The sequence below is a fragment of the Nocardia sp. NPDC004582 genome, assembly GCF_053602115.1.
The window spans coordinates 1-23,749 of sequence record NZ_JBSGCY010000106.1 but is presented as its reverse complement, the minus strand read 5'-3'; the positions used below and the strand labels follow the sequence as shown (position 1 = coordinate 23,749).

The window sequence follows — 23,749 nt, the reverse complement described above, 5'->3', positions numbered from 1 at the left end:
GGCAGCGGCGGGCGCGGCCGGGGCCGACCCGCTGCCGTCGCCCAGGATCGCGATGGCCTCACCGATCGGCACGCGCGCACCGGCGTCGGCGATGATCCGCTCGAGCACCCCGTCCTCGTAGGCCTCGAGCTCCATGAGCGCCTTGTCGGTTTCGATCTCGGCCAGGATCTCGCCCGCCTTGACCTGGTCGCCGACCTGCTTGAGCCAGGCCGCGACGACGCCCTCCTCCATGGTGTCGGAGAGCCGGGGCATGGTTACTTCGGACATGGTTCCTTCCGGATCTCAGCGGCGCTTGCCCACGGCGGCAAGGGTTTCGGTGGCGGCCCGGTACAGCGACTCGGGCGAGGGCAGCGCCAGCTTCTCCAACGGCTTGGCGTAGGGCAGCGGCACCTCGGCCATGGCGACGCGGCGGACGGGGGCGTCGAGGTAGTCGAACGCGCCGTCGGAGATGGAGGCCGCGATCTCCGCGCCGATGCCGTAGGTCAGCCAGTCGTCCTCGCCGATGACGGCACAGCCGGTCTTCTTGACCGAGGCGATGATGGTGTCGCGGTCCAGCGGGCGCAGACTGCGCAGGTCGATGACCTCCGCCGAGATGCCCTCGGCGGCAAGCTGTTCGGCGACCTGGGTGCAGACGTTCGCCATGCGGGAGTAGCCGATCAGGGTGATGTCGGTGCCCTGGCGGGTGACCGCGGCCTTGCCGATCTCGGCCGGCGGCAGGTCCTCGGGCACCTCGCCCTTGGTGTTGTAGAGCGACAGGTTCTCCAGGAACAGCACCGGATCGTTGTCGGCGATCGCGGCCTTCATCAGCGCCGCCGCGTCGGCGGGCGTGGACGGCGCGACCACCTTCAGGCCGGGCACGAACGCGTAGTACAGCTCGATGTTCTGCGAATGCGTCGCACCCAGCTGCTGCCCGCCGCCCCCGGGGGTGCGGATGACCATCGGCACGGCGGTCTGCCCGCCGAACATGCCGTAGATCTTGGCGGCGTGATTGACGATCTGGTCCAGCGCCAGCAGCGAGAAGTTGATCGTCATGATCTCGACGACCGGGCGCAGGCCCAGCATGGCGGCGCCGATCGCCGCGCCGACGAAACCCTCTTCGGCGATCGGGGTGTCGCGCACCCGCTTCTCGCCGAACTCGGCCAGCAGGCCGGCGGTGATCTTGTAGGAGCCTTCGAAGACGCCGATCTCCTCACCGATGAGGAAGACGTCGTCGTCGCGCCGCATCTCCTCGCGGAGGGTCTCGCGCAGCGCTTCACGGTAGGTCATGACAGCCACGGTGATGTCCTTAGGCGGTGAAGAGCGGATCACCGGGCAGGCGATGGGAATCGCCCGCGACCGGGGTCGCGTAGTTGTAATCGAACAGGGTGGCCGGGTCCGGATGCGGGGACTGATCGGCGAAATCGACCGCGACGCGCACCCGCTCCTTCACCTCGGCCTCGATGGCGGCGGCCGACTCCTCGCTCAGCACACCGGCTTCGAGAAGACGGTGGTGCCACAACACGATCGGGTCGTGCGCGACGGCGGTGGAGACGGCGTCCTCGGCGCGGTACTTGGCCGGGTCGACCACCGAATGCCCCTTGAGCCGGTAGGAGACGGCCTCGAGCAGCGCGGGCTTGCCCTCACGGCGGGCGGTCTCGATGAGATCGGCGGCCACCTCGCGCACGGCCAGCACATCGGTGCCGTCCACCCGCTCACCGCGCATGCGGTAGGAGGAGGCGCGCTTCCACAGATCCGGTTCGGCGGAGGACTTCTCGACGGTGGTGCCCATACCGGTCTGGTTGTTGATCACCAGGAACACCACGGGCAGATTCCACAGCGCCGCGATGTTCAGCGACTCGTGGAACGCGCCGATGTTCGTGGTGCCCTCACCCATCTGGCACACCACCACGTCATCGCCGCCGCGGTAGTCGATGGCCAGCGCCGCGCCGATCGCCAGCGGCACCTGGCCGCCCACGATGGCGTAACCGCCCAGCAGCCGGGTCGCGGTGTCGTACATGTGCATCGACCCGCCCCAGCCCTTGGAGGTGCCGGTGGAGCGGCCGTACAGCTCGGCCATCACGCGGCCGGGCTCGATGCCCTTGGCCAGCGCGTAGCCGTGCTCGCGGTAGTTGGTGAACAGGTAGTCGGTGGGACGCATGGCGCGGCCGACACCGACGACGGTGGCTTCCTCACCCAGGTTCAGGTGGCAGTAGCCGCCGATCTTGGCCTGCTGGTACGCCTGCGCGGTGCGCTCCTCGAAGCGGCGGATGAACAGCATCTCGCTGTACAGCTCGCGCAGGGTCGCGGCGTCCGTGCCGCCGAAATCGGCTCCACCGAGCGGGGTTTCGGTGTTCGATACGGCTGCGTCCGCGGTCGTATCGGCCGGACGGGTGGCCTTGCGCGCCGGCTTGCGCGACGCGGCGGTGGTCGCGGTCGGCTTCGCCGCAGTGGTCGTGGTCATGACGGAACTCCTCAACGCTTCCGGGGCGGCGCGACGTGAATCGGCAGGCCCAGCCCGACCAGGGCGGCCTCCATACCGATCTCGCCGAGGGTGGGGTGGGCGTGAATGGTCTCGGCCAGCTCGTCGAGGGTCGCCTCCAACGAGATCGCCAGGGCCCCTTCGGTGATCAGATCGCTGGCCGACGGGCCGATGATGTGCACACCCAGCACTTCGCCGTGCCGCTTGCCCGCGACGATCTTCAGGAAGCCCTCCTGATCGCCGAAGGACTTGGCCCGGCCCAGCGCCGCGAACGGGAACTTGGCGGCCACGATGTCGTGGCCCGCGGCCTTGGCGGCGTCCTCGGTGAGGCCGACGCTCGCGATCTCCGGATGCGTGAAGGTCGCGGCCGGGATCACGTTGTAGTCGATGTGTGCGGCGTGACCGGCGATGGTGTCGGCGGCGACCAGGCCCTGATGCGATGCCACATGCGCGAGCAGCGCCTTACCGGTGACATCGCCGATCGCGTAGACGTGCTCGACGCCGGTGCGCAGGTGCTCGTCGACCGGGATGAAACCCCGTGCGTCGGTGGCGATTCCGGCGGCCTCCAGGCCCAGCCCGGCGGTATTGGGGCGGCGGCCGACGCCGACCAGCACCACGTCCGCGGGCAGCTCCTGCGGCTTCGCGCCGCCGACCGTGACGGTCAGACCCGCGTTGCCCTCGGCGATCGCGGTGACGGTCGCACCGGTCAGCACCTTGATGCCGCGCTTGGTGAACGAACGGACCAGCGCGGTGCCGATCTCCTTGTCTTCCAACGGAACCAGGCGATCCTGCATCTCCACCACGGTGACGTCCGCGCCGAACTCGTGGAACAGGTTGGCCCACTCCGCACCCACCGCGCTGCCGCCGATCACGACCAGGCGCTTCGGCACCTCGGTGAGACCGAACGCGCCGTCGGAGGTGATCACGCCGGGCAGGTCCGCGCCCGGGATCGGCAGCACGGCCGGCACCGAACCGGTCGCTACGATGACGTCCGTGGCGCTGACCGTGCGGACGGCCTTCGCGGTCGGGGCGGCGGCATAGCGCGGGCCGCCGTCGAAGATCGGCGACGGACCGGCCTCGACGACCTCGACGGTCGTGGCGCCGGTGAACCGGGCGTGGCCTTCGATGACGGTGACGCCATTGGCCTTGAGCAGGCCCGCGACACCGTCGGTCAGTTCCTTGACGATGCCGTCCTTGCGCTGGCGCACCGCGGCGTAGTCGAAACGCAGGTTGTCGGCGTAGATGCCGAACTCGGCGGCGTGCGCGATGGTGTGGAAGACCTCGGCCGAGCGCAGCATCGCCTTGGTCGGGATGCAGCCCCAGTTCAGGCAGACGCCGCCCGGGCGTTCCTTCTCGACCAGGCCGACGGTGAGGCCTCGCTGAGCGGCGCGGATGGCGGCGACGTACCCGCCGGGACCGCCACCGATCACCAGAAGATCGAATTCCGGCACTCGTGGTGCTCCTCGTTCTCGATAGCTCGACCCGCCATCGGTTGTGATGCGAGTCATTGCGAACGAGTCTGTCGGTCCCCATTTGCACAATCAATGCACTCGAAGCCCATATATCGTTGTACTTGATTGGGCGCAGAGCCCAATTTGTACCCGTGAGTAGCGTGCTTTCGGCGGCTCAGCCGCGCGCGGTCCCGGGCAGCTCCAGCGCGGCCAGCGCGAGGGAAAGTTCCAGGTAGGCGCGCTGGCCTTCCAAGGGTCGGCCGAGCAGTGCGGTGATGCGCTGCAACCGGTTGATGACCGTGTTCCGATGGCAGTGCAATCGGGGTGCGGCATTGGCCGCCGAGCAGTTCTCGGCCAGCCAGACGGCCAAAGTCCGCAGCAGAATGTCGCGTTCCTTCGGCGGTAATTCCAGGACCGGACCGAGGGTCCGAGCGACCAAGAGATCGGTCAGATCCGGGGAGCGCAGCAGCAGCGCCTCCGGATAACGCTCGTCCAGCGAGACCAGCAGCCCCGCCGCGTCCCCCGGCACGGTCTCCAGCGCCAGCACCGCCAGCCCGTGCGCGGTATCGATGCCCGCCAGCCCGGCCACCGCGGGGGAGACGCCCGCCCGGCCCCGGATCAACGGCCGAAGCTGTTGCAGCACAACCGAACTGTCCCGATGCTCCAGCGACACCAGCCCGACCGTCGAATCCACCCGCTCATGCCACACCGAGCGCACCCCCGAAACCCCCAGCGCCGCCTCCGCGCCCATGTGCAGCCGCGGCCCGCCCTCACCACGCGCCACCACCACGAGATACGCGCCGTGCGCGGGCAGATTCAATTCCCGCCCGGCCCGCGCCGCGAAGGTGGCGTCATGGGCGCGCCCGGCGAGCAGATCCTCGATCAGCGAATGCCGGCGCCGTTCATCGCTGCGCACCCGATCCAGCTCGGTATTGCGGTAGGAGGTCACCAGCGCCGACGACATGCCGTCCACCACCGCCCACATGGCCGAACCCACCTGCCGCGTCTCCGCCGACCCGATGTCATCGGCCTTGTCCAGCAACGCTTCCCACACGATCTGGCCGCCGAGCCGGAACGTCCGCAACATCGCCTCCAGGGGCACCCCCTGCTCGGCGCGCCGCCTGCCGATGGCCGCGGCCACATCGTCGCCGTCCGGATTCGGCGCCGAACCGCCCAGCAGATCCAGAATCCGGGTCAGATACCGCCGGCACCCGTCCCGCAGATCCGCCCGCGGCACCGCCGTGTAATCCGTCCAGCCCGGGTTGTCGGTGAAGATCGCCGCCATCAACTGCTTGGTCAACGCGGGCACCTCGGCCTGACACGCCGCCGCCAGCCGCTGCGTGCCGACCGCCGGGACCGGATGCCTGGGTGCCGCCATGGCACTCAACCTACTCCCGGCGGCCGCCCGCCCCTCCCATCCGGGCCGGTCAGCGGGTTTCGACCGCGCCCAGCACCGGCTTGATATCGAGAATCGGCGTCCCGTCGATCGCCTCCAACCCGGCCACCCCCAACACCCCCGGCGACACCGCGGTCAGCGTCACCTCGTGCAGACCGATCGGATTGGGCCGGTCCGGAGAGCGAGTCGCGAACACGCCCGTGGCCGGGCGCGACCGATCCCCACGCGGATGCACCGCGAGCACCTCCCGGCTCCCCGCATGCAACCAGGTCAGCAGCACCACGCGCATACCGGGCCGAAGATCGGCCGCCGCGGCGGCGAATTCGGGGGCCAGCACCACCTCGGCGGGCGGCGCGTCCTCATCGGGCTGTCGCGGCGCACCGGTGCGATCGGTGAGCGCCGACCGCACCCGCCCGACCGCCCGCACCTCGAAATGATCAGGGCTGCTGGAGGATTCCGAGAACAAGACCGTCAACTCCTTCGATCGTGGCGATTCGCCGGCTCCGGCGCTCATGCGTACTCCTCGATTGAATGATCCCGGCCGGTGCGGCCGGTCACCTCTTGGACGGACGCGGCCCCGGAGATGTGACAACCGCCAAGGGTTCCCAGGCCGCCATGGCGGCCGTGGCGACCGCTTCCAGGTCCGCGCGGGTGGCCCCGTCGCGGGCCTGGATGGACATGCCTTGGTGGACGGTCGTGTAGAACGCGGCCATCGACTCGACGGCCGCCTCGCCGGACAGGTCACCCTCGTCCATCGCGCGTCGCAGGCGGGCCTCGATCGCGGTGTGCAGGCCGCGCCGCAGATCGGCCAGGAAAACCTGGATGTCGGGACTCGTCGCGGGCTGGGTGGCGGCCAAGGTGACCATGCATCCGGGCGGCGTCGCGGGATCGGTGAAGAAACCGGCGCTGGCGGACAGTAGTTCGTGGACGCCGGCGCGAGCATCGGGGGCGCGGTCGAGCGCGAGGCGCGCGGGTTCGCCGGCGGTCGTGTCGTAGAGTCCGACGGCCTCGCGGAAGAGCTGCTCCTTCGAGCCGAAGCAGGCGTAGATACTCGGCGAGGCGATCCCCATGGCGGCGGTGAGGTCGGTCATCGAGGTGCCCTCGAATCCCTTGCGCCAGAACGTGATCATCGCCTGCCGGAGTACCGCGTCGCGGTCGAAGCCGCGGGGCCGGCCACGTTCGCCCATCCTCCACCTGCCTTCCCGATGAATTCTGTGTTGTCCGTTAAAGATATCTCTTGACGCGACTTCCGGCCCACTGCTACCTATTTCTGTGTCGATCAACAAAGAAATGGGGGATGTCCCGTGGCGACGGAACGAAATCCGTGGGGCGCGTTGGGAGCTCTCTGCGCCGGCTACTTCATGATCCTGCTGGACATGACCATCGTGGCCGTGGCGAACCCGGCGATCATGCGCGGCCTGCACACCGACATGTCCCAGGTGATCTGGGTAACCAGCGCCTACCTGCTCACCTTCGCGGTACCGTTGCTCGTCACCGGCCGCCTCGGCGACCGCTTCGGACCGAAATACCTGTACCTGGGCGGACTTTCGGTGTTCACACTGGCCTCGCTGTGGTGCGGGCTGGCGGGCGGCATCGGCTCACTGATCGCCGCCCGCGCCGTCCAGGGACTCGGCGCGGCCTTGATCGCACCGCAGACCATGGCGGTGATCGGGCGAATCTTCCCGTGGGACAAGCGCGGTGCGGCCATGGGGGTGTGGGGTGGCGTCGCGGGCATCGCCACCCTCGTCGGGCCGATCCTGGGCGGCGTACTCGTCGACCACGGCGGATGGCAGTGGATCTTCTACGTCAACCTGCCGATCGGTGTGATCGCGCTCGCCCTGGGCGCATGGCTGGTCCCGGCACTGCCGACGAACGACCACCGCTTCGACATTCCCGGGATGATCGCCGTCGCGATCGGCATGTCGGCGTTGGTATTCGGCATTCAGGAAGGCAACACCTACCACTGGGCGGGCTGGGTGTGGGGCGTGATCGCCGGCGGGATCGTCGTCCTCGCCCTGTTCCTGATCTACCAGGGGCGCACCACGGCCGAACCGCTGGTGCCGTTGAGCCTGTTCCGGAACCGCAACTTCTCGCTCGGCACCGCGGCCACCGGAGCGCTGGGGGCGGCGATGACCGCGCAGATGGTGCCGTCGTACTTCTACCTGCAAGCGGTCCGCGAGCTCGCACCGACCGCGGCGGCCTTGGTCTTCGCCCCGATGGCGGTGGTGTCCGCCGTCCTGTCGCCGGTCGTCGGCAAGCTGTCGGACAAGGTGCCGCCGCGCTATTTGCTCACCTTCGGCTTCGCCCTGTTCACGGCCGCGGTGCTGTGGTTCATCGGACTCGCCACCCCGGACGGGTCGATCCCGCTGATGTGCGTCATGTCGGCGGTCTGCGGCATCGGCAGCTCGTGTATCTGGGCGCCGCTGCCCGCGACCGCGCTGCGGAGTCTGCCGCTGCACCAGATGGGGGCGGCCTCGGGGATCTACAACACCACCCGCCAGGTCGGGTCGGTGCTCGGAAGCGCGGCGATCGGCGCACTGCTCACCGCGCGGCTGGCGGCACACGCGCTGCCCGCGTCCGCCGGAGAAGCGGGTCCGCTGCCGGATGCGATCAAGGGGCCGTATGCCTCGGCATTGACCGACTCGCTGTACCTGACGGTGATTCTGCTGGCGATTTGTGCTGTCACCGTGGCGTTCTCGGCCTCGGCGGAGGCCGTCGGCGCTGCTCGGCCGCCGGCAGCGGAACCGGAGGCTCGAGCCGATATGGCGGGTCGGCGCTGATGACTCATCACCTTTCGCTCGCCCGGTTTTCTTTCCTCGGCTGATCAGACTGAGCGGCACGGTTTTTGGCCCTGGGTGCCGGCTGGACGGCGTATGATCGGCCGGGATGGGCATCCAGGGCCAGCGCGAACAAGTTGTCACGATGGACTGGGACGTGTTCGCACGCAGGCTGGCCACGTTTCTGGCGGGACTACCCTCCCGCGCCACCCTCACCCTCGTCGCCACCGGCAACCGGTACGTGCAATTCCAGCAGTTCGACATCAATCTCTCCGCCGAACTCACCGGTAATTACTATCTGCCCGAGCCGATTTCGGAGGCCGCCGCCCAACTGCTGCGCGACCTCGGCTGGACCGCCCCCACCCTGCAACGCGAGATCGAGAACTGGCGCCGCACCCTGCGCTGGCCCATCACCCGCGCGGACTTCGAGGACCTGGCCCGTTCGGCGGCGCGCGGGCTGCACGAGGCGCTCGGTGTCGGAGCCCCCGCCGAGCTGCGGGCCACCGGCTGGGCCGAGACCATGGCGCTCGATCTCTCGCTGCTGAGCGCCCGGCCATCGCGACCCTGAAACTCGGGGCACCCGGCCTTTTTGAAACGACAATGCTTCATTATGGGCCGACGCTACTGTTCGCCTGACACGAATCCCCGGGTCGGTGAGCAGGAGCGGAACAATGCGGGTGAAGAATCGTCTGGCGCGTCGAATCCTCTGTGGCGCACAGGGAGTGGCGGTGATCGCGGCGTGCGTCACCCTGGCCTCGCCATCGGCGAACGCGGCCGTCCTCTCGATCAGCCGCGCACCCGGCACCGCCGACACCCCGGGACCGGTGGCGGGCAAGACCACCTGGTTCGCCGTGTACCTCACCAAATCCGGCAGCGGCACCCCCAGTGCTCAGGTGTACGACAACGGTCGATGCATCGGCACGGTCACCCCCGGCGCCGGCGGGAATTCTCCGTTCGAGCAGTACACCTGGATCGAATGGCTCCCCGTCGGAACCGGTCCGCACACGATCACGGCCAAGCAGGGCCTGAGCTCGACGAGCATGACGGTCACGGTCCTCCCCGCGCCCGCCGGCAGCACTCCCGACCCGGAACCGTCCAACCCCGCCTGCGACACCGCACCCGCCACAGGCAGTTTCGGCTTCTGACGCCATGACAGGGCGGAGCCCCGCCGCACGCGGTACGACGGGGCCCGGACGATGGGAGGTCAGCCCACCAGGGTTTTGTGCAGCTTCACGACGGTGGCGGCGTCGATGCCGAGTCCCTTGGTGAGGAACTTGCCGAAATCACCGAACTGCTCATTCATCTTGTCGATCGCGTTGTTCAAATACTCATCGCTGACAACCTGCAACGGGATCAGCAGATCCGGGTTCTGCATGATGCCCGCCTGCTTCAACTGCGCCCGCTGCGCGGCGTCCGCCGCCGACCGGTACTGGTTCGACAGCAGATAATCCTGGCGCGCAACACTTTCCGGCACACCCACCGCGCGCAGCAGCACATAGGTCATCCACCCGGTCCGGTCCTTGCCCGCGGTGCAGTGATACAGCGTCGCGCCGCCGGAGGCCGCGATGTCCTTGATCGTCTGCCCGAACTGCGCCATCGAATCCGGCGCCAGGAAGCTCTGATACATATCCCGCATCATCTGCTCGGCCTTGCCGTCACCCAGCGCCGCCTGCTGCACCACCGGATCCTTCGACCCGATCGCCTGCACCATCTTCAAATACATCCCCCCATCACTGATCGGCCGCGACACCGCGGTCGCCCCCGGGATCGCCCGATCCGCCCCCTGCGCCCCCACCTCGGCCTGCGTCCGTAAGTCGATCACCGTCTTGATACCCAACGCCCCCAACTGCTGCACATCACCATCGGTCAGCTTCCCGAGCGCATCCGCCCGAATCACCTTCCCCGACTTGGTCGAATCCCCTGTATAGGTCACATACCCCCCGACATCCCGCACATTCACCGCCCCCTGCAACGTGATCCGAGTCGCCTCGGCACGCATCACCGGCGGCGCGGCCACAGCCACCACCGGCACCCCGCCCCCGAGCAGCGCCCCCGCCGCAGCGGTCACAACAAGCATTGAAATCCGAAGTCGTGCAAATCGTTTGATGTTCACGGCCGCGACGCTAGGGGTGCTTACGCCTACCCCGCACCGTTACCCACCGGCCTTCCCACCCACCGACCACCCATCCCCACCCACCGGGACCCCGACTGGACCACCGCGAACGCCGTTGCACCCCAGTAACTCTCGCGCAACCATCCTACCCCCGAAAACACCGAAGCCCCACCCGCCGAGGCGGATGGGGCTTCGCAGAGCGCTTGCGCTACTTCGACTTAGACGTCGTAGTACAGCTCGAACTCGTAGGGGTGCGGGCGCAGGTTGACCGGGGCGATCTCCTGCTCACGCTTGATGTTGATCCAGGTCTCGATCAGGTCCTCGGTGAACACGCCACCCTCGGTGAGGTAGTCGTGGTCGGCCTCGAGGCGGTCGATGACCGACGCCAGCGAGGTGGGGGCCTGCGGGATGTTCTTGGCCTCCTCCGGCGGGAGCTCGTAGAGGTCCTTGTCGACCGGAGCCATCGGCTCGATCTTCTTCTTGATGCCGTCCAGGCCGGCCATCATCATGGCGGCGAAGGCCAGGTACGGGTTACCCGAGGAGTCGGGCGCGCGGAACTCGATGCGCTTGGCCTTCGGGTTCGAGCCGGTGATCGGGATACGGATCGCGGCCGAACGGTTGCGCTGCGAGTACACCAGGTTGATGGGGGCCTCGTAGCCCGGCACCAGACGGTGGTACGAGTTCACGGTCGGGTTGGTGAACGCCAGCAGCGACGGGGCGTGGTGCAGGATGCCGCCGATGTAGTGACGCGCCAGGTCCGACAGGCCCGCGTAGCCGGCCTCGTCGTGGAACAGCGGCTTGCCGTCCTTCCACAGCGACTGGTGGGCGTGCATACCCGAACCGTTGTCGCCGAACAGCGGCTTCGGCATGAAGGTAACGGTCTTACCCTCCTGCCACGCGGTGTTCTTCACGATGTACTTGAACAGCTGCAGGTCGTCAGCGGCGCCCAGCAGGGTGTTGAAGCGGTAGTTGATCTCGGCCTGACCGGCGGTGCCGACCTCGTGGTGGCCGCGCTCCAGCTCGAAGCCCGCGTTCTGCAGGTTGGTCGAGATCTTGTCGCGCAGGTCGACGTAGTGGTCGTACGGCGCGACGGGGAAGTAGCCACCCTTGTTGCGAACCTTGTAGCCACGGTTCGGGGTGCCGTCGGCGTTGTACTCCGCGCCGGTGTTCCAGGAACCCGACACCGAGTCGATCTCGTAGAACGAGCCGTTCATCGCCGAGTCGTAGCGGATCGAGTCGAAGATGTAGAACTCGGCCTCGGCACCGAAGTAGCAGGTGTCGGCGATACCGGTCGCGGCCAAGTACTCCTCGGCCTTGCGGGCGACGTTGCGCGGGTCGCGGGAGTACGCCTCACGGGTGAACGGGTCGTGCACGAAGAAGTTCATGTTCAGCGTCTTCGCAGCACGGAAGGGGTCGACCCGCGCGGTGCTGAAGTCGGGCAGCAGCAGCATGTCCGACTCGTCGATCGACTGGAACCCGCGGACGGACGAACCGTCGAACGCCAGGCCCTCTTCGGCGAGATCAGCGGTGAACGCCTTCGCCGGGATCGAGAAGTGCTGCTGCACACCGGGGAGGTCGGTGAAGCGAATATCGACGTATTCGAGCTCCTCCTCCTTGATGTACTTGATGACCTCGTCGGCCGTGCTGAACGCCACTTAGTACTCCTTACGGATCGGTTCCCAGCCAGTGGTGACTGCATGGGTTCGTCGCGACCACACGGTATGGATGCGGTGTTTCCCTGCAATCAAGGCTGTGTTTCGCCAGTGTTACACGCACTGCTGGCCGGGGGTTCGGCGGTGCCCCCGGGTTCGCGTGGACGCCGCAGCGGTCGCCGAGCAATGCTCGACCAGCACCGATATCCTGCCACCGACCTGGCAGAACGGGCTGTTAAGACTCTGAAAAGTTAGGGGCCTTACCGCGTCCGGCCCGGTCATCGTGACAATCCTCACCGCCGGGCATCCACCTGGCAACCGGGGTCGCCGAACAATTGCCGCAACCGCCGGACACCGGCTGACAACATATACGGTTCCCGTCTCATCCGCCGATCGACGGGCGTCGGCGACCCGCCCACGGGCGGCGCATAAGCTGGGCCCATGGCACGCATCACCGGCTCATGGCTGTCCGGACCGAACGCCGAGTCCGGAGACAACCCGCTCGGTGACTACCAGGGCAAGGAACTCGGCCTCCCCGCTTCCGGCCCCGGCGCGCTCGCCCCCTTCACCCGCCGCGTGCTGGCCGTACTCGTGGACTGGTTCATCTCCATGGGCCTGGCCGCCATCATCGTGCGACCGGACGCGGACAAGATCCTGTCGAAGATGACCATCCCGCAGGGGCAGCAGCCGCCCTCGCATTTCGAGGTCATCACCCAGGCGCTGTCGACGCCGACACTGGTGGTGTGGTTCGTGCTCGGGATCATCGCGGTCACGCTGTTCGGTTTCACGCCGGGGCAGTACTTCCTGAAGATCAAGGTCAGCCGCGTGGACGCCGACGCGCCGGTCGGTTTCATCCGGGCGCTGGCCCGCCAGCTCATCCTGCTGTTCGTCATCCCCGCGCTGTTCACCGACAGCGACGGCCGCGGCATGCACGACCGCGCCACCGGCACCGCCCTCGTCTACAGCCGCTGACCCCGCGCGGTCACCCGCGTTCACGGCCCGGTCACGGATCCCACCGCCTCCGGTCACAGTTTTGTGCTCGGCGCGATTCGAACACATCACGCCGCGCCGAGTCGGCGGGGATCAGCCGCGTTACCTGCGATGCTGTTGGTGCAATGTGTTGCGAGGCGTTGCCAAATGTTCACCGCTGTTTGCTTTCGATCGGTATGGTGGCGGCGATTTGCCCTGATGCAGCCACCTGGCCGTCGTCCGGGCGGTAGCTGTTGCTGTGCCGATGGAGGGATCGATGCTCGAGGACTACCGGGCGGCCGCGCGGACCCTGAGCCGGCGGTCTCTGCTCGCGACCACCGGGCTGGTCGGTTTGGCCGCGGCGGGTGCCGCGGTCGCCGCGGGCGTCAACGCCGCCACCGAATCCGACGGCGTCCAGCGCACCCAGCACGCCGAGGACATCGGCCAGACGGCGATGGGTCTCAGCCCGATCATCAGCACCGAGCGCGTCTACTCCAAGGCCCGCCGCTGCGAGGTCGACCTGGTCACGATCCTGCCGCCCGGCGTCTCCGCCGAGAACATCCCGATCTCGCTGCTGCTGCACGGCCTGCACGGCACCGCCCGCACCGCCGCCGTCGGCAATATCGCCGACCTGCTGGCCGCCGCGGTGGCCACCCGCGTCACCCCGGCCTTCGGTTTCGTCGCCCTCGACGGCGGCGACAACTACTGGCACGACCACGGCACCGGCGACGACCCGATGACCATGCTGCTCGACGAGGTCCCCGGCTGGCTCGCGCAGCGCCGCCTCGCGGGCAAGGACGGACAGCCCTTCGCCTGCACCGGAACCTCCATGGGCGGCTTCGGCGCGCTGGTCTACGCGCGTCGCCGCGCCGAGCAGAACCGCCCGGTGAACGCGGTAGCCACCATGTCGCCAGGCCTGCTCACCTCATGGACCGAAATGGCCAAACGGAACGCGTTCATCAATGCCGACCAGTGGGCGGCCCTCGACCCGCTACGCAACCTCGACAAGCTCGGCCCGGCCCCCGTCGGCCTGTGGTGCGGCGACCGCGACCGCTTCATCGAGGGCTGCCGCCGCTTCATCGCCACCGCCCGCCCCGAAGTCGGCCTGATCACCCCCGGCACCCACACCGAGGAGTACTGGCGCACCGTCACCCCCGACGTGATCGGCTTCCTCTCCCGCCACGTCCGCTGACCCCCGCCGAGCGGCACACCCTGGAGGGGATTCGTCCGATTTCCCCGCCACCATGTGCCACTCGGCGAAAAGGTTGATCAGCGGCGGCGGATCGAGCGCTGGACGCCGCGCATCTTCGCGCCGTTGGGGAGCGGACCCTTGGGCAGGGCGGGGCCGCCTCGGGTGGCGAGGGCGGACAGGCGGCCCTCGATGTTGTCCATGCGCGCCGCGTCGATATTGCGCGGCAGCTTGCGGAGGTAGCGTTCCAGCTCCTTGAGCGGAACCTGACCCTCCTCGTTGCCGATCACGATGTCGTAGATCGGGGTGTCGCCGACCAGGCGCGACACCTTCTTCTTCTCCTGTGCCAGAAGCGACTTCACGCGCTGCGGCGAGCCCTCGGCGACCAGCACCACACCGGGCAGGCCGACCACGCGGTGCACCGCGTCGAGCTGGGTGGTGGCCGCGACACCCGGGGTGACCCGCCACTTGCCCTGCAGGTTGTCCAGCACCCAGGCGGCCGCGCCGGCCTGGCCCTCGGCCTTGGCGTACACGTTCTTCTGCACCCGGCGGCCGAAGATGATGAACGCGGCCAGCACGCCCAGCACCAGGCCGATCGGCAGCAGGAACCACTGCAGACCGAAGATCAGGCCGATCACCAGGAACAGCACCGTCACGCCGACCAGGGCGCCGATCATCAGCGGCAGCAGCAGCTTGTCTTCCTTGCGCTGCATCTGGAACGCCTGCCAGAGCTGCTTGCGACGGTCCTTCGACGCCTGCTTGCGCGCCGCCTTCGCCGCGGCCTTCGCTTCCTTCGACGGATTACCGCCCTTGCCTGCTGCCATGCGGTCCAGCTTAATCGCCGGGTACGCCCGGTTCGCGACGGGATGGACACTGACGCGACCGGTCGGTGCCGTGCGGCCCGAATCGCGCTCGGCGCGAGTGCTTGTCGGCCGGAGCCGCCGCATCGGCCGGAGTCCTTCCGGCCGATGCGGCGCTCGCGGTGTCAGACCGCCGCCCCGATCGGTTCGGGGGCCGCCGCCGCGGGTGCCTGCTCACGCGGGGTCCGCAGGGTGATCAGCGCCAGCGGAATACCCACGGCGACAATGACGCCCGCGACGACGATCGCGAGCCGGTACCCCTCGAGGAAGGCGTGCATCGGAGCCGCGCCCTGCCCGGCCACGGTCGCCGCGCGAGTGGTGAGGATCGCACCGACGATGGTGACGCCCAGCAGCGCCGAGATCTCCCGGCTCGCATTCACCACCGCGCCCGCCGCGCCCGCGACGGCGGGCGGCATCCGATCCATGATCGCCGTGTTCAACGGCGTCATGAGCAGGCCCGAGCCGATGCCGAAGCCGATGAAGGCCGGCATCAGATCGAGAATGTGCCCGTGCTCGCCGATCGTCGAAATATCCAGCAGCGCACCGACGATGCCCGCAACGCCCAGCGCCACGGTGACATTGGTGCCCAGCCGGCGCGCGGCCAGCGGGGCGAGCGGTGACACCAGCACCATGGCGACCGCCATCGGAATGAACGCCGCCCCCGCCGCGGTGGGCGAGAAACCGAGCACGTTCTGCAGATACATCGCGGTGAAGAAGTAGATGCCCATCACCCCGAATCCCCACAGCATCATCACGGCGATGCCGCCGCTGAAGGCGCGCGAGCGGAACATCGACATATCCACCATCGGGTCCGGCCGGCGCGTTTCGATGGCGACGAACGCCGCGAGCGCGGCCGCGCCGACCGCGAAGCAGCCCACGATCAGCGTCGAGGTCCAGCCGCGGTTGTGTCCTTCGATCAGCGCGTAGGTGATCGCGAACAGCGCGATGGCCGAGGTCGCGAGCCCGGGCAGGTCGAGCCGGTGCCGCACCCGTTCGCGGGTCTCGTCGAGGGTCAGCGCGGTGAGCGCGAAGGTGAGGACGCCGAAGGGCACGTTGATCAGGAAGATCCAGCTCCAGTCGACGTGCTGGCTGAGCACGCCGCCGGTGAACGGCCCCAGCGCCAGCGCGAGTGCGCCGATGGCACTCCACACGCCGACCGCCTTGGCGCGTTCGGTGTCGTCGGGGAACAGTCCGGCGATGATGGCGAGGGTCGGGGGGATCGCGGCGGCCGCGCCGACGCCCTGCAGGACGCGGGCCGCGATGAGCATGGCCGGGCTGTCGGCGAGTCCGGCCAGTAGTGAGGCGAGGGTGAACACGGCCAGGCCGCCGAGGAACATCCGGCGGCGGCCGAACAGGTCGGCGAGTCGTCCACCGGCCAGCATGAGCCCGGCGAAGACCAGGATGTAGCTGCTGACCACCCATTCCAGGCCCGAGATGGACAGGCCCAGGTCGCTCTGGATGGATGGCAGCGCGACGTTGACCACGTTGTTGTCGAGAAATGTCATGAAGGTCGCCAGGGAAACCCCGATCAGGGCCCACCAGCGGCGGGGCAGTAGTGGCACCGCAACTCCTATGCCTTGTTCCTGTACAGCATTCGCATACGTTGTACATGTACGTGGTACAGGAAAGCCTGTACGTTGTATATTTGTCAAGTGGCAAAAGCGGAGAACCGATTGAGCCGGGAGACCGTCGCCGACGGCGCGATCGCGCTGGCCGACGCCGAGGGCCTCGACGCGCTCACCATCCGGCGCCTGGCCCAGGAACTGGGCGTCACCCCGATGGCGCTGTACTGGCATTTCAAGAACAAGGACGAACTGCTGGCCGGCGTCGTCGACCGACTGTGGGAACAGGTCGACACCACCCGCGACCGGTCGCGTCCGCTCCTGGACCAGTTCCGTGTCCTGGTCGAATCGCTGGTGGCGATGCTGCGCCGGCACCGCGCCCTGGTGACGCTGTTCCAGGTGGCCGCCGACAAGGACCCGAGCCCCGGATTCCTCGACGCCACCGAGACCGCGCTCGAGATCCTCACCGAATACGGCTTCGACGTCGAACCGGCCGCCGCGGTCTGCGGCAATGTCCTGCGCACCGCCGTCATGCTGGTGCTCGGCGAGCCCGGCGCCCGGGCCCCGCAGCAGTCCGCCGATGACAATGCCGAGATGATCCGCCGCAAGCGCCTGCGCCTGGAAACCCTTCCGCGGCAGCGTTATCCGCGGATCGTGCAGGCCGCCGCCGCGCTGACCTCCTGTGAGGCCGATCAGCACTACGGTTTCGGCCTCGACTTCTTCATGACGGCCCTGGCCGCGCTGCCCCTGCCCGCGGGCGCTGCCGCGGGGGAGTCCTGACCGTCAGCCGTGGCCGCCGGCTTTGGCCTGTTCGCGCATGCTGTCGGCCAGCTGGTGCGGCATCGGTTCGTGGCGGGCGTAGGCGCGGGTGAAACTCGCCGCGCCGTGGGCCAGTGACCGCAGATCCACGGCGTAGCGGCTGAGCTCCAGTTCGGGGACTTCGGCCCGAATCGCGGTGCGGCCCGGCCCGACCGGTTCGGTGCCCAGGACCCGCCCGCGGCGACTCGACAGATCGCCGAGCACCGGGCCGACATAGGTGTCCGAAACCACCACCAGCACTTCGGCGATGGGTTCCAGCACGCTGATGCGGGCGGTGGCGGCGGCTTCCCGCAAGGCCAATCCGCCCGCGGTCTGGAAGGCCGCGTCGGAGGAATCCACCGAGTGCGCCTTGCCGTCGAACAGCGTCACCCGCACATCGACCAGCGGATATCCGGACGCCACCCCGCGCAGGGCCTGGGCGCGCACGCCCTTCTCCACCGACGGAATGAACTGGCGCGGAACGACTCCGCCCACCACCTTGTCCACGAACTCGATGCCGGAGCCCTCGGGCAGCGGGGCCACCTCGATCTCGCAGACCGCGAACTGCCCGTGGCCGCCGGACTGCTTCACATGCCGTCCGCGCCCGGACGCCTGGGTGGCGAAGGTTTCGCGCAGCGCCACCTTGTGGTCGACGACGTCGACCTGCACGCCGAACCGGGACCGCAGCCGTTCCAGAGCCACTTCGCGATGCGCCTCGCCGAGGCACCACAGCACCAATTGGTGGGTGTCGGGATTCTGTTCCAGCCGGACCGTGGGGTCTTCGGCCACCAGTCGCGACAACCCTTGGGAGAGCTTGTCCTCATCGGCTTTACCGTGCGCCTTGATCGCGACCGGCAGCAGCGGATCGGGCAGCGCCCACGGTTCGATGATGAGCGGAGAGTCCTTGGCGGACAACGTATCCCCGGTCTCGGCGTGCGCGAGTTTGCTCACGCACACGATGTCCCCGGCGATGGCCTGCGGCAGTGGCCGCTGCTGTTTCCCGAACGGCGCCGACACCCCGCCGACCCGGTCGTCGGCATCGTGATCGCCGTCCGCGCCCGTGCCGTGCCCGCACACGTGCACGGTGTCGTCGGCGTGCAGGGTGCCCGAGAACACTCGCACCAGCGACAACCGGCCCACGTACGGGTCGGAGGCGGTGCGGATCACCTCGGCGGCCAGTGGCGCGTCCGGATCGCAGGCCAGCGCGGCGGGCTTGCCGCCGGAGCCGGTCGCGGACACCGGATGCTCCGCGGGCGTGGGGAATCCGCGGGTGATCAGGTCGAGGATCTCGACGGTGCCCAGTCCTTGACGCGCGCCTTCGGGTGGGGGAGCGGCGATCAGCACCGGGTGGAAACTGCCGCGTGCGACCGCTTTCTCCAGGTCGGTGACCAGTGCGGCGAGGTCGATCTCCTCCCCGCCGATGTAGCGGTCCATGAGGGTCTCGTCCTCGCTCTCGGCGATGATGCCCTCGATGAGCCGATTGCGCGCCTCCTCCAACTGTGCGCGCTGTTCCTCGGAGGCGGGCGTCTCGACGCGCTCCCCGGTCGAGTAGTCGTAGACGTGCTCGGTGAGCAGTTCGATCAGTCCGGTCACCGGCCGGTGCCCGTCGGGATTCTTGGGCCCGTACACCGGAAGATGCAGCGGCAGTATGGATTCCGACCGTCCGCCGCCGAGGATCTGCCGGCAGGTCTCGGTCATGTCCTCGAAATCGGCTCGCGCGGTGTCCAGGTGGGTGAGCACGATGGCGCGCGGCATGCCCACACTCGCGCATTCCTCCCACAGCGCCAGCGTCGGCCCGCTCACGCCCTCCACCCCGGCGGCCGCGGAGAGAATGAAAAGGGCCGCGTCCGCTGCTCGCAGACCGGCCCTGAGCTCCCCGACGAAATCGGCGTATCCGGGGGTGTCGAGCAGGTTGACCTTGACCTTCTCCCATCCCATCGGCACCACCGACAGTTGCACCGACCGGTGTTGGCGCTGCTCGATGTCGTCGTAGTCGGAGACGCTGGTGCCGTCCTCGACCCGCCCGGCTCTGGGCACCGCCCCGGCGGCCACCGCGAGCGCCTCGACCAGCGTGGTCTTCCCGGACCCGCTGTGCCCGACCAGCACCACATTGCGGATATCGCCGGGCCGTTCGGCCACGACCACCTTCCCGTTGACACCGTGCGCTGTCGTCGTTCGCTCGACCATGGCTCGCTCCGTGGGTCGATCATTGCGGTCCTTCGAGCTTCCCACCAGCGGAGGGCTCCCGTCCACGAATCGCGGGATAACTCGTCTACCGGCGTTTCGGCGAAGGCCACGTGGCATTCACGTCCGCGTCCCCGCGGTGGCGGTCCGTGTTAGGAGCCGAAACGGGCCAGCACGCTGGTGGCCTCCTGCGCGGCGCTGCCCTCCTCGGCCAGGTGCGCCATCTCCGGGGAGATCTCGCGGCCGTGGTGGCGCATGGCCTGGGCGTAGAGCCGGCCCGCGCGGTACGAGGACCGGACCAGCGGACCGGCCATCACACCGGCGAAGCCCATCTCCTCGGCGGCCTTGGAGTGCTCGACGAACTCCTCCGGCTTCACCCACCGGTCGACCGGGTGGTGGCGCGGGGAGGGCCGCAGGTACTGGGTGATGGTGATGATGTCGCAGCCCGCCTCGTGCAGGTCGCGCAGGCCCTGGGTGACTTCCTCCGGGGTCTCGCCCATGCCCAGGATCAGGTTGGACTTGGTGACCAGGCCGGCCTCGCGGGCCGCGGTGATGACCGCCAGCGACCGCTCGTAGCGGAACGCGGGGCGGATGCGCTTGAAGATGCGCGGCACCGTCTCCAGATTGTGCGCGAGCACCTCCGGCCGCGACTCGAACACCTCGGCCAGCTGCTCGGGCACCGCGTTGAAGTCGGGGATCAGCAGTTCGACGCCGGTGTGCGGGTTGAGCCGCTTGATGGCGCGCACGGTCTCGGCGTACAGCCAGGCGCCGCCGTCCTCCAGATCGTCGCGCGCGACACCGGTGACGGTCGAGTAGCGCAAGCCCATGGCCTGCACGCTCTCGGCCACGCGCCGCGGTTCGTCGCGATCGAGGGCGGCGGGTTTGCCGGTGTCGATCTGGCAGAAGTCGCAGCGCCGCGTGCACTGCTCGCCGCCGATGAGGAAGGTGGCCTCGCGGTCCTCCCAGCATTCGAAGATGTTGGGACACCCGGCTTCCTCGCAGACCGTGTGCAGCCCTTCGCGTTTCACCAGGCCCTTGAGTTCGGTGTACTCGGGGCCCATGGTCGCGCGGGTGCGGATCCACGAGGGTTTGCGCTCGATCGGGGTCTCGGCGTTGCGGGCCTCGATGCGAAGCAGCTTGCGGCCGTTGGGTGCGGCCGGGTCGTTAGGTGTCGGGGTATCGACGGCAGTCACTTGATTCACCCTACGCTCGTGGTCATTCGGCCTTGACGGGCACGTCATCGGGCACCGCGGGGACTGGTTCTGGGCATTCCGGATCGGTCTTCACGCAGCGCGCGACAGTGTGGTCGGACACCGTCAGTTCGCCGTCGAGGGCGCGCGCGATCGCGTCGGCGACCAGCGGCCGCACCTCGGCGACGGTGACGTCGCGGCCGAGTTCGCGGCTCAGGGTGGTGACCCCGGCATCGCGAATACCGCACGGCACGATCGCATCGAAACCGTCCAGGCTGGAGTCGCAGTTGAGCGCGATGCCGTGCAGGGCGACGCCGCGTTGCACGCGCACGCCGATGGCCGCGACCTTGCGCTCGGGCAGGAATTCGTTCGCCGGGACCCACACGCCCGAACGGCCTTCCACCCGACCGGTTTCCAGCCCCAGCCGCGCGCACACCGCGATCAGCGCTTCCTCGAGCCGGCGCACATAGGCGACCACATCGACCGGTTCGGCCAGCCGCACGATCGGGTAGCCGACCAGTTGCCCAGGCCCGTGCCAGGTGATCTTCCCGCCGCGATCGACCTCGATGACCGGGCTGCCGTCCATGGGCAGATCCTGCGGCTCGGTGCGGCGTCCGGCGGTGTAGACGAAGGGGTGTTCCAGCAGTAGCAGCCGGTCCGGCCCGATGCCCTCGGCGCGTTCGGCGGCGATGGACCGCTGCAGTTCCCAGGCTCGCTGATAGTCGATCAGGCCCAGATCTTCGACCGCGAGGGGTGTGCTGTCGAAGCGAGCCGACACCGCGCGGGGTAACGGTGCGGTGGCCGTAGTGCTCTCGCTCACGATGGCGACGCTACTCCTTCGCCGAAGGTCCGTTGCATGAGCGTCAGGTCCATCCAGCGGCCGAATTTGTATCCGACTTCGGGCATCTGCCCGACGGTGGTGAAGCCGAATTTCTCGTGCAGGGCGATCGACGTGCGGTTACTCGACTCGATCGCCGCGATCATGGCGTGCACGTCGCCGCTCTCCGCCCGCGCCAGCAGCGCCCGCATGAGCGCGGTGGCCACGCCGCGGCGATGGAATATATCTGATACGTACACCGAGTTCTCGACCGAGAACCGATAGCCCGACTTGGGCCGGAACTGCCCGTAACTCGCGTATCCGGCCAGCTTGCCGCCGATCTCGGCGACCAGCACCGGATGGCCCGCCCCGGTCCGCGCCGCGAACCAGGCCTCGCGCTCGTGGATGTCGGCGAGTTCGGTATCCCAGATGGCCGTGGTCTCGGCGATGGCGTTGTTGTGGATCACCAGGATGTCCGGCAGATCGCTCTCGCGGGCGTCGCGCACCACCACGTCGGACGGTTGATTGGTCACGCCCCCACGGTATCGGCGCGGTTGCTGTGACGTGCACCGCGCCCGGCAGCAGCCGACCGTGTTCGGGCTCAGCCGTGGGCGATCCGCGGTCAGCTCGAGTGTCCGAGCGTCCCGGCCAGCGCGGCACCGATGGTCGGGTGCTGGAACTGGTACCCGGCTTCCTCCAGCGCGGTGGGAATCGCCCTGGGCCCGTGCAGAATCGCCTCGTCGGCGAACTCGCCGACCGCGAGCTTCAACGCGAACGCGGGCACCATCAACGGCGTCGGCCGATGCATGATCCGCCCCAGCGCCCGCGTGAACTCGGCATTGGTGACCGGTGCGGGACCGCACATATTGACCGGCCCGGAAAGGCTCTCGTGGGTGAGCGCGTACACGATCGCCCCCACCTCGTCGTCGAGCGAGATCCACGGGACGTACTGCCGCCCGCTGCCGAGCCGCCCGCCGAGCCCGAGATAGTAGAGCGGGTACAGCATTCCGAGCATGCCGCCGTGCCGCGCCAGCACCACCGCCGAGCGCAGCAGCACGGTCCGCACCCCGGCGTCGGCGGCCTGTTCGGTGGCGGCTTCCCAGTCGGCGCACAGCCGGGCCAGGAAACCCGTTCCGGCGGGGGACGTCTCGGTGACGACCCGGTCGCCGGTCTCGCCGCCGTAGTAGTGCGCGCCGCTGGCGTTGACCAGCGTCGGCACTCCCGCGGCGGCGACCGCGGCGGAGATCACGTCGGTGGGGACGATGCGGCTGTCGCGCAGCTCCTGTTTGTAGCTGCCGTTCCAGCGCCGCCGCCCGATGCTCGCGCCGCAGAGGTTCACCACGGCGTCCGCACCGCGCAGCGCGCGCTCGTCCAGGTTGGAACGGACGGGGTCCCAGGTGAATTCGTCGCGGGCATGCACGGGACGGCGTACGAGGCGGGTGACCTCGTGCCCGTCGCGGCGCAGCGCCGCGACGAGTGCCGTCCCGATCAGTCCGGACGAACCGGCGACCACGATCTTCATCCGATCCAACCCCCGACCCGTCTCCGTTCCGGCCTTACAGGCCCAGGTCACCCTCGAACGCGGCCTCTTCCAGACGGTGCTTGATCGTGGTCACGAAGCGACCCGCGTCGGCGCCGTCGATGAGGCGGTGGTCGTAGGTGAGCGGCAGGTAGGCCATCGACCGGATGCCGATGAACTCGTTGCCGTCGTCGCTGATCACCATGGGGCGCTTGACGATCGCGCCGGTACCCAGCTCGGCGGCCTGCGGCGGCACCAGGATCGGGGTGTCGAACAGCGCGCCGTTCGAGCCGATATTGGTGATGGTGAAGGTGCCGTTGGCCAGCTCGTCCGGCTTGAGGCCGCCGTTGCGGGCGCGGTTGGCGATATCGGCGATGGCGCGCGCCAGTCCGGCCAGCGACAGGTCGTTGGCGTTGTGGATGATCGGCGAGAGCAGACCCTGCTCGGTGTCGACCGCGATACCCAGGTTGACCACCGAGTGGTAGGTGATCTCCTTGGTCTCGGAGTTGTAGGAGGCGTTGATGTTCGGGTGCACGGCCAGCGCCTCGATGACGGCCTTGGCGTAGAACGGCAGGAACGTGAGGTTCACGCCCTCGCGCTGCTTGAACGCGGCCTTGGCGCGGTTGCGCAGGGACGCGATCTTGGTCATGTCGACCTCGTGCACCTGGGTGAGCTGCGCGGTGGTCTGCAACGACTCGAGCGTCTTGGCCGCGGTGATCTGCCGGATGCGGGTGGCCTTCTGGACCGTGCCGGTCAGGTGCGACAGCGACGGACGCGGCGCGGCGGCCGCGGCAAGCCCTACAGCGACCGAGGG

Annotated in this window: 23 protein-coding genes; 6 read left to right on the top strand and 17 right to left on the bottom strand. The window is 68.7% G+C overall.

Features of this window, described 5'->3' with window-relative positions; genetic code table 11:
* The 7 genes from ACWELJ_RS24905 to ACWELJ_RS24875 all read right to left on the bottom strand — a co-directional run.
* On the bottom strand, nucleotides 1-267 hold a 267-nt coding region (locus ACWELJ_RS24905), incomplete at its 3' end, for a biotin/lipoyl-containing protein (RefSeq protein WP_452368542.1).
* Nucleotides 268-282: 15 nt separating this feature from the next.
* Entirely contained in the window at nucleotides 283-1,266 is a 984-nt protein-coding gene (locus ACWELJ_RS24900) for an alpha-ketoacid dehydrogenase subunit beta (RefSeq protein WP_452368541.1), read from the bottom strand.
* Between the two features lie 19 nt (nucleotides 1,267-1,285).
* A complete protein-coding gene (gene pdhA, locus ACWELJ_RS24895; protein WP_452368540.1) occupies nucleotides 1,286-2,440 on the bottom strand; it encodes a pyruvate dehydrogenase (acetyl-transferring) E1 component subunit alpha in 1,155 nt (384 codons plus the stop codon).
* An 11-nt stretch (nucleotides 2,441-2,451) separates the two neighbouring features.
* Nucleotides 2,452-3,909, bottom strand: a complete 1,458-nt coding sequence (gene lpdA / locus ACWELJ_RS24890; protein ID WP_452368539.1) for a dihydrolipoyl dehydrogenase — start codon at nucleotides 3,907-3,909, stop codon at nucleotides 2,452-2,454.
* A gap of 175 nt (nucleotides 3,910-4,084) precedes the next feature.
* Nucleotides 4,085-5,287 (bottom strand): PucR family transcriptional regulator, encoded by a 1,203-nt coding sequence (locus tag ACWELJ_RS24885; RefSeq protein ID WP_452368538.1) that lies wholly within the window; start codon nucleotides 5,285-5,287, stop codon nucleotides 4,085-4,087.
* 49 nt (nucleotides 5,288-5,336) lie between these two features.
* On the bottom strand, nucleotides 5,337-5,819 hold the full coding sequence (gene tsaA / locus ACWELJ_RS24880) for a tRNA (N6-threonylcarbamoyladenosine(37)-N6)-methyltransferase TrmO (protein WP_452368537.1): 483 nt from the start codon (nucleotides 5,817-5,819) through the stop codon (nucleotides 5,337-5,339).
* Nucleotides 5,820-5,859: 40 nt separating this feature from the next.
* The gene (locus tag ACWELJ_RS24875) at nucleotides 5,860-6,492 is read right to left on the bottom strand and encodes a TetR/AcrR family transcriptional regulator (RefSeq protein ID WP_452368536.1); all 633 of its coding nucleotides are present in this window, start codon (nucleotides 6,490-6,492) and stop codon (nucleotides 5,860-5,862) included.
* A 117-nt stretch (nucleotides 6,493-6,609) separates the two neighbouring features.
* On the opposite strand from ACWELJ_RS24875, the gene ACWELJ_RS24870 reads away from it, so the two are divergent.
* The 3 genes from ACWELJ_RS24870 (at nucleotide 6,610) to ACWELJ_RS24860 (ending at nucleotide 9,227) form a co-directional block, all read left to right on the top strand.
* Nucleotides 6,610-8,085, top strand: coding sequence for an MFS transporter (locus tag ACWELJ_RS24870; RefSeq protein ID WP_452368535.1), 1,476 nt, complete (start codon nucleotides 6,610-6,612; stop codon nucleotides 8,083-8,085).
* Nucleotides 8,086-8,239: 154 nt separating this feature from the next.
* A complete protein-coding gene (locus ACWELJ_RS24865; protein WP_452368534.1) occupies nucleotides 8,240-8,650 on the top strand; it encodes a TY-Chap domain-containing protein in 411 nt (136 codons plus the stop codon).
* Nucleotides 8,651-8,753: 103 nt separating this feature from the next.
* The gene (locus ACWELJ_RS24860; RefSeq protein ID WP_452368533.1) at nucleotides 8,754-9,227 is read left to right on the top strand and encodes a hypothetical protein; all 474 of its coding nucleotides are present in this window, start codon (nucleotides 8,754-8,756) and stop codon (nucleotides 9,225-9,227) included.
* 59 nt (nucleotides 9,228-9,286) lie between these two features.
* On the opposite strand, the gene ACWELJ_RS24855 is transcribed toward ACWELJ_RS24860, so the two are convergent.
* Together ACWELJ_RS24855 and glnA are read right to left on the bottom strand one after the other, a co-directional pair.
* A complete protein-coding gene (locus ACWELJ_RS24855) occupies nucleotides 9,287-10,195 on the bottom strand; it encodes a tyrosine-protein phosphatase (protein WP_452368532.1) in 909 nt (302 codons plus the stop codon).
* Nucleotides 10,196-10,413: 218 nt separating this feature from the next.
* Complete coding sequence (gene glnA / locus ACWELJ_RS24850) at nucleotides 10,414-11,850, bottom strand: type I glutamate--ammonia ligase (RefSeq protein WP_452368531.1); 1,437 nt, start codon at nucleotides 11,848-11,850, stop codon at nucleotides 10,414-10,416.
* A 438-nt stretch (nucleotides 11,851-12,288) separates the two neighbouring features.
* Between glnA and ACWELJ_RS24845 the strand changes: the two genes are divergently transcribed.
* A complete protein-coding gene (locus tag ACWELJ_RS24845; RefSeq protein WP_452368530.1) occupies nucleotides 12,289-12,819 on the top strand; it encodes an RDD family protein in 531 nt (176 codons plus the stop codon).
* A gap of 274 nt (nucleotides 12,820-13,093) precedes the next feature.
* Entirely contained in the window at nucleotides 13,094-14,008 is a 915-nt protein-coding gene (locus tag ACWELJ_RS24840) for an alpha/beta hydrolase (RefSeq protein WP_452368529.1), read from the top strand.
* Nucleotides 14,009-14,085: 77 nt separating this feature from the next.
* On the opposite strand, the gene ACWELJ_RS24835 is transcribed toward ACWELJ_RS24840, so the two are convergent.
* Nucleotides 14,086-14,829 (bottom strand): DUF4191 domain-containing protein, encoded by a 744-nt coding sequence (locus ACWELJ_RS24835; protein WP_452368528.1) that lies wholly within the window; start codon nucleotides 14,827-14,829, stop codon nucleotides 14,086-14,088.
* 161 nt (nucleotides 14,830-14,990) lie between these two features.
* Complete coding sequence (locus ACWELJ_RS24830; protein WP_452368527.1) at nucleotides 14,991-16,427, bottom strand: MFS transporter; 1,437 nt, start codon at nucleotides 16,425-16,427, stop codon at nucleotides 14,991-14,993.
* A 90-nt stretch (nucleotides 16,428-16,517) separates the two neighbouring features.
* Here ACWELJ_RS24830 and ACWELJ_RS24825 point away from each other — a divergent pair, with 90 nt between their 5' ends.
* A complete protein-coding gene (locus ACWELJ_RS24825) occupies nucleotides 16,518-17,207 on the top strand; it encodes a TetR family transcriptional regulator (RefSeq protein WP_452368526.1) in 690 nt (229 codons plus the stop codon).
* 3 nt (nucleotides 17,208-17,210) lie between these two features.
* Here ACWELJ_RS24825 and ACWELJ_RS24820 read toward each other — a convergent pair whose 3' ends face one another.
* The 6 genes from ACWELJ_RS24820 to sucB form a co-directional block, all read right to left on the bottom strand.
* Complete coding sequence (locus tag ACWELJ_RS24820; protein WP_452368525.1) at nucleotides 17,211-19,412, bottom strand: elongation factor G-like protein EF-G2; 2,202 nt, start codon at nucleotides 19,410-19,412, stop codon at nucleotides 17,211-17,213.
* Nucleotides 19,413-19,561: 149 nt separating this feature from the next.
* Nucleotides 19,562-20,650, bottom strand: coding sequence for a lipoyl synthase (gene lipA, locus ACWELJ_RS24815; protein WP_452368524.1), 1,089 nt, complete (start codon nucleotides 20,648-20,650; stop codon nucleotides 19,562-19,564).
* A complete protein-coding gene (lipB, locus tag ACWELJ_RS24810; RefSeq protein ID WP_452368544.1) occupies nucleotides 20,625-21,377 on the bottom strand; it encodes a lipoyl(octanoyl) transferase LipB in 753 nt (250 codons plus the stop codon). The genes lipA and lipB overlap by 26 nt, the downstream gene beginning before the upstream one ends.
* Nucleotides 21,378-21,415: 38 nt before the next feature.
* Nucleotides 21,416-21,928 carry an N-acetyltransferase family protein gene (locus ACWELJ_RS24805; protein ID WP_452368543.1) on the bottom strand — a complete coding sequence of 171 codons (513 nt, stop codon included), beginning with the start codon at nucleotides 21,926-21,928 and terminating at the stop codon, nucleotides 21,416-21,418.
* Nucleotides 21,929-22,038: 110 nt separating this feature from the next.
* Nucleotides 22,039-22,938 (bottom strand): TIGR01777 family oxidoreductase, encoded by a 900-nt coding sequence (locus ACWELJ_RS24800; protein WP_452368523.1) that lies wholly within the window; start codon nucleotides 22,936-22,938, stop codon nucleotides 22,039-22,041.
* A gap of 34 nt (nucleotides 22,939-22,972) precedes the next feature.
* On the bottom strand, nucleotides 22,973-23,749 hold a 777-nt coding region (gene sucB / locus ACWELJ_RS24795; protein ID WP_452368522.1), incomplete at its 5' end, for a 2-oxoglutarate dehydrogenase, E2 component, dihydrolipoamide succinyltransferase.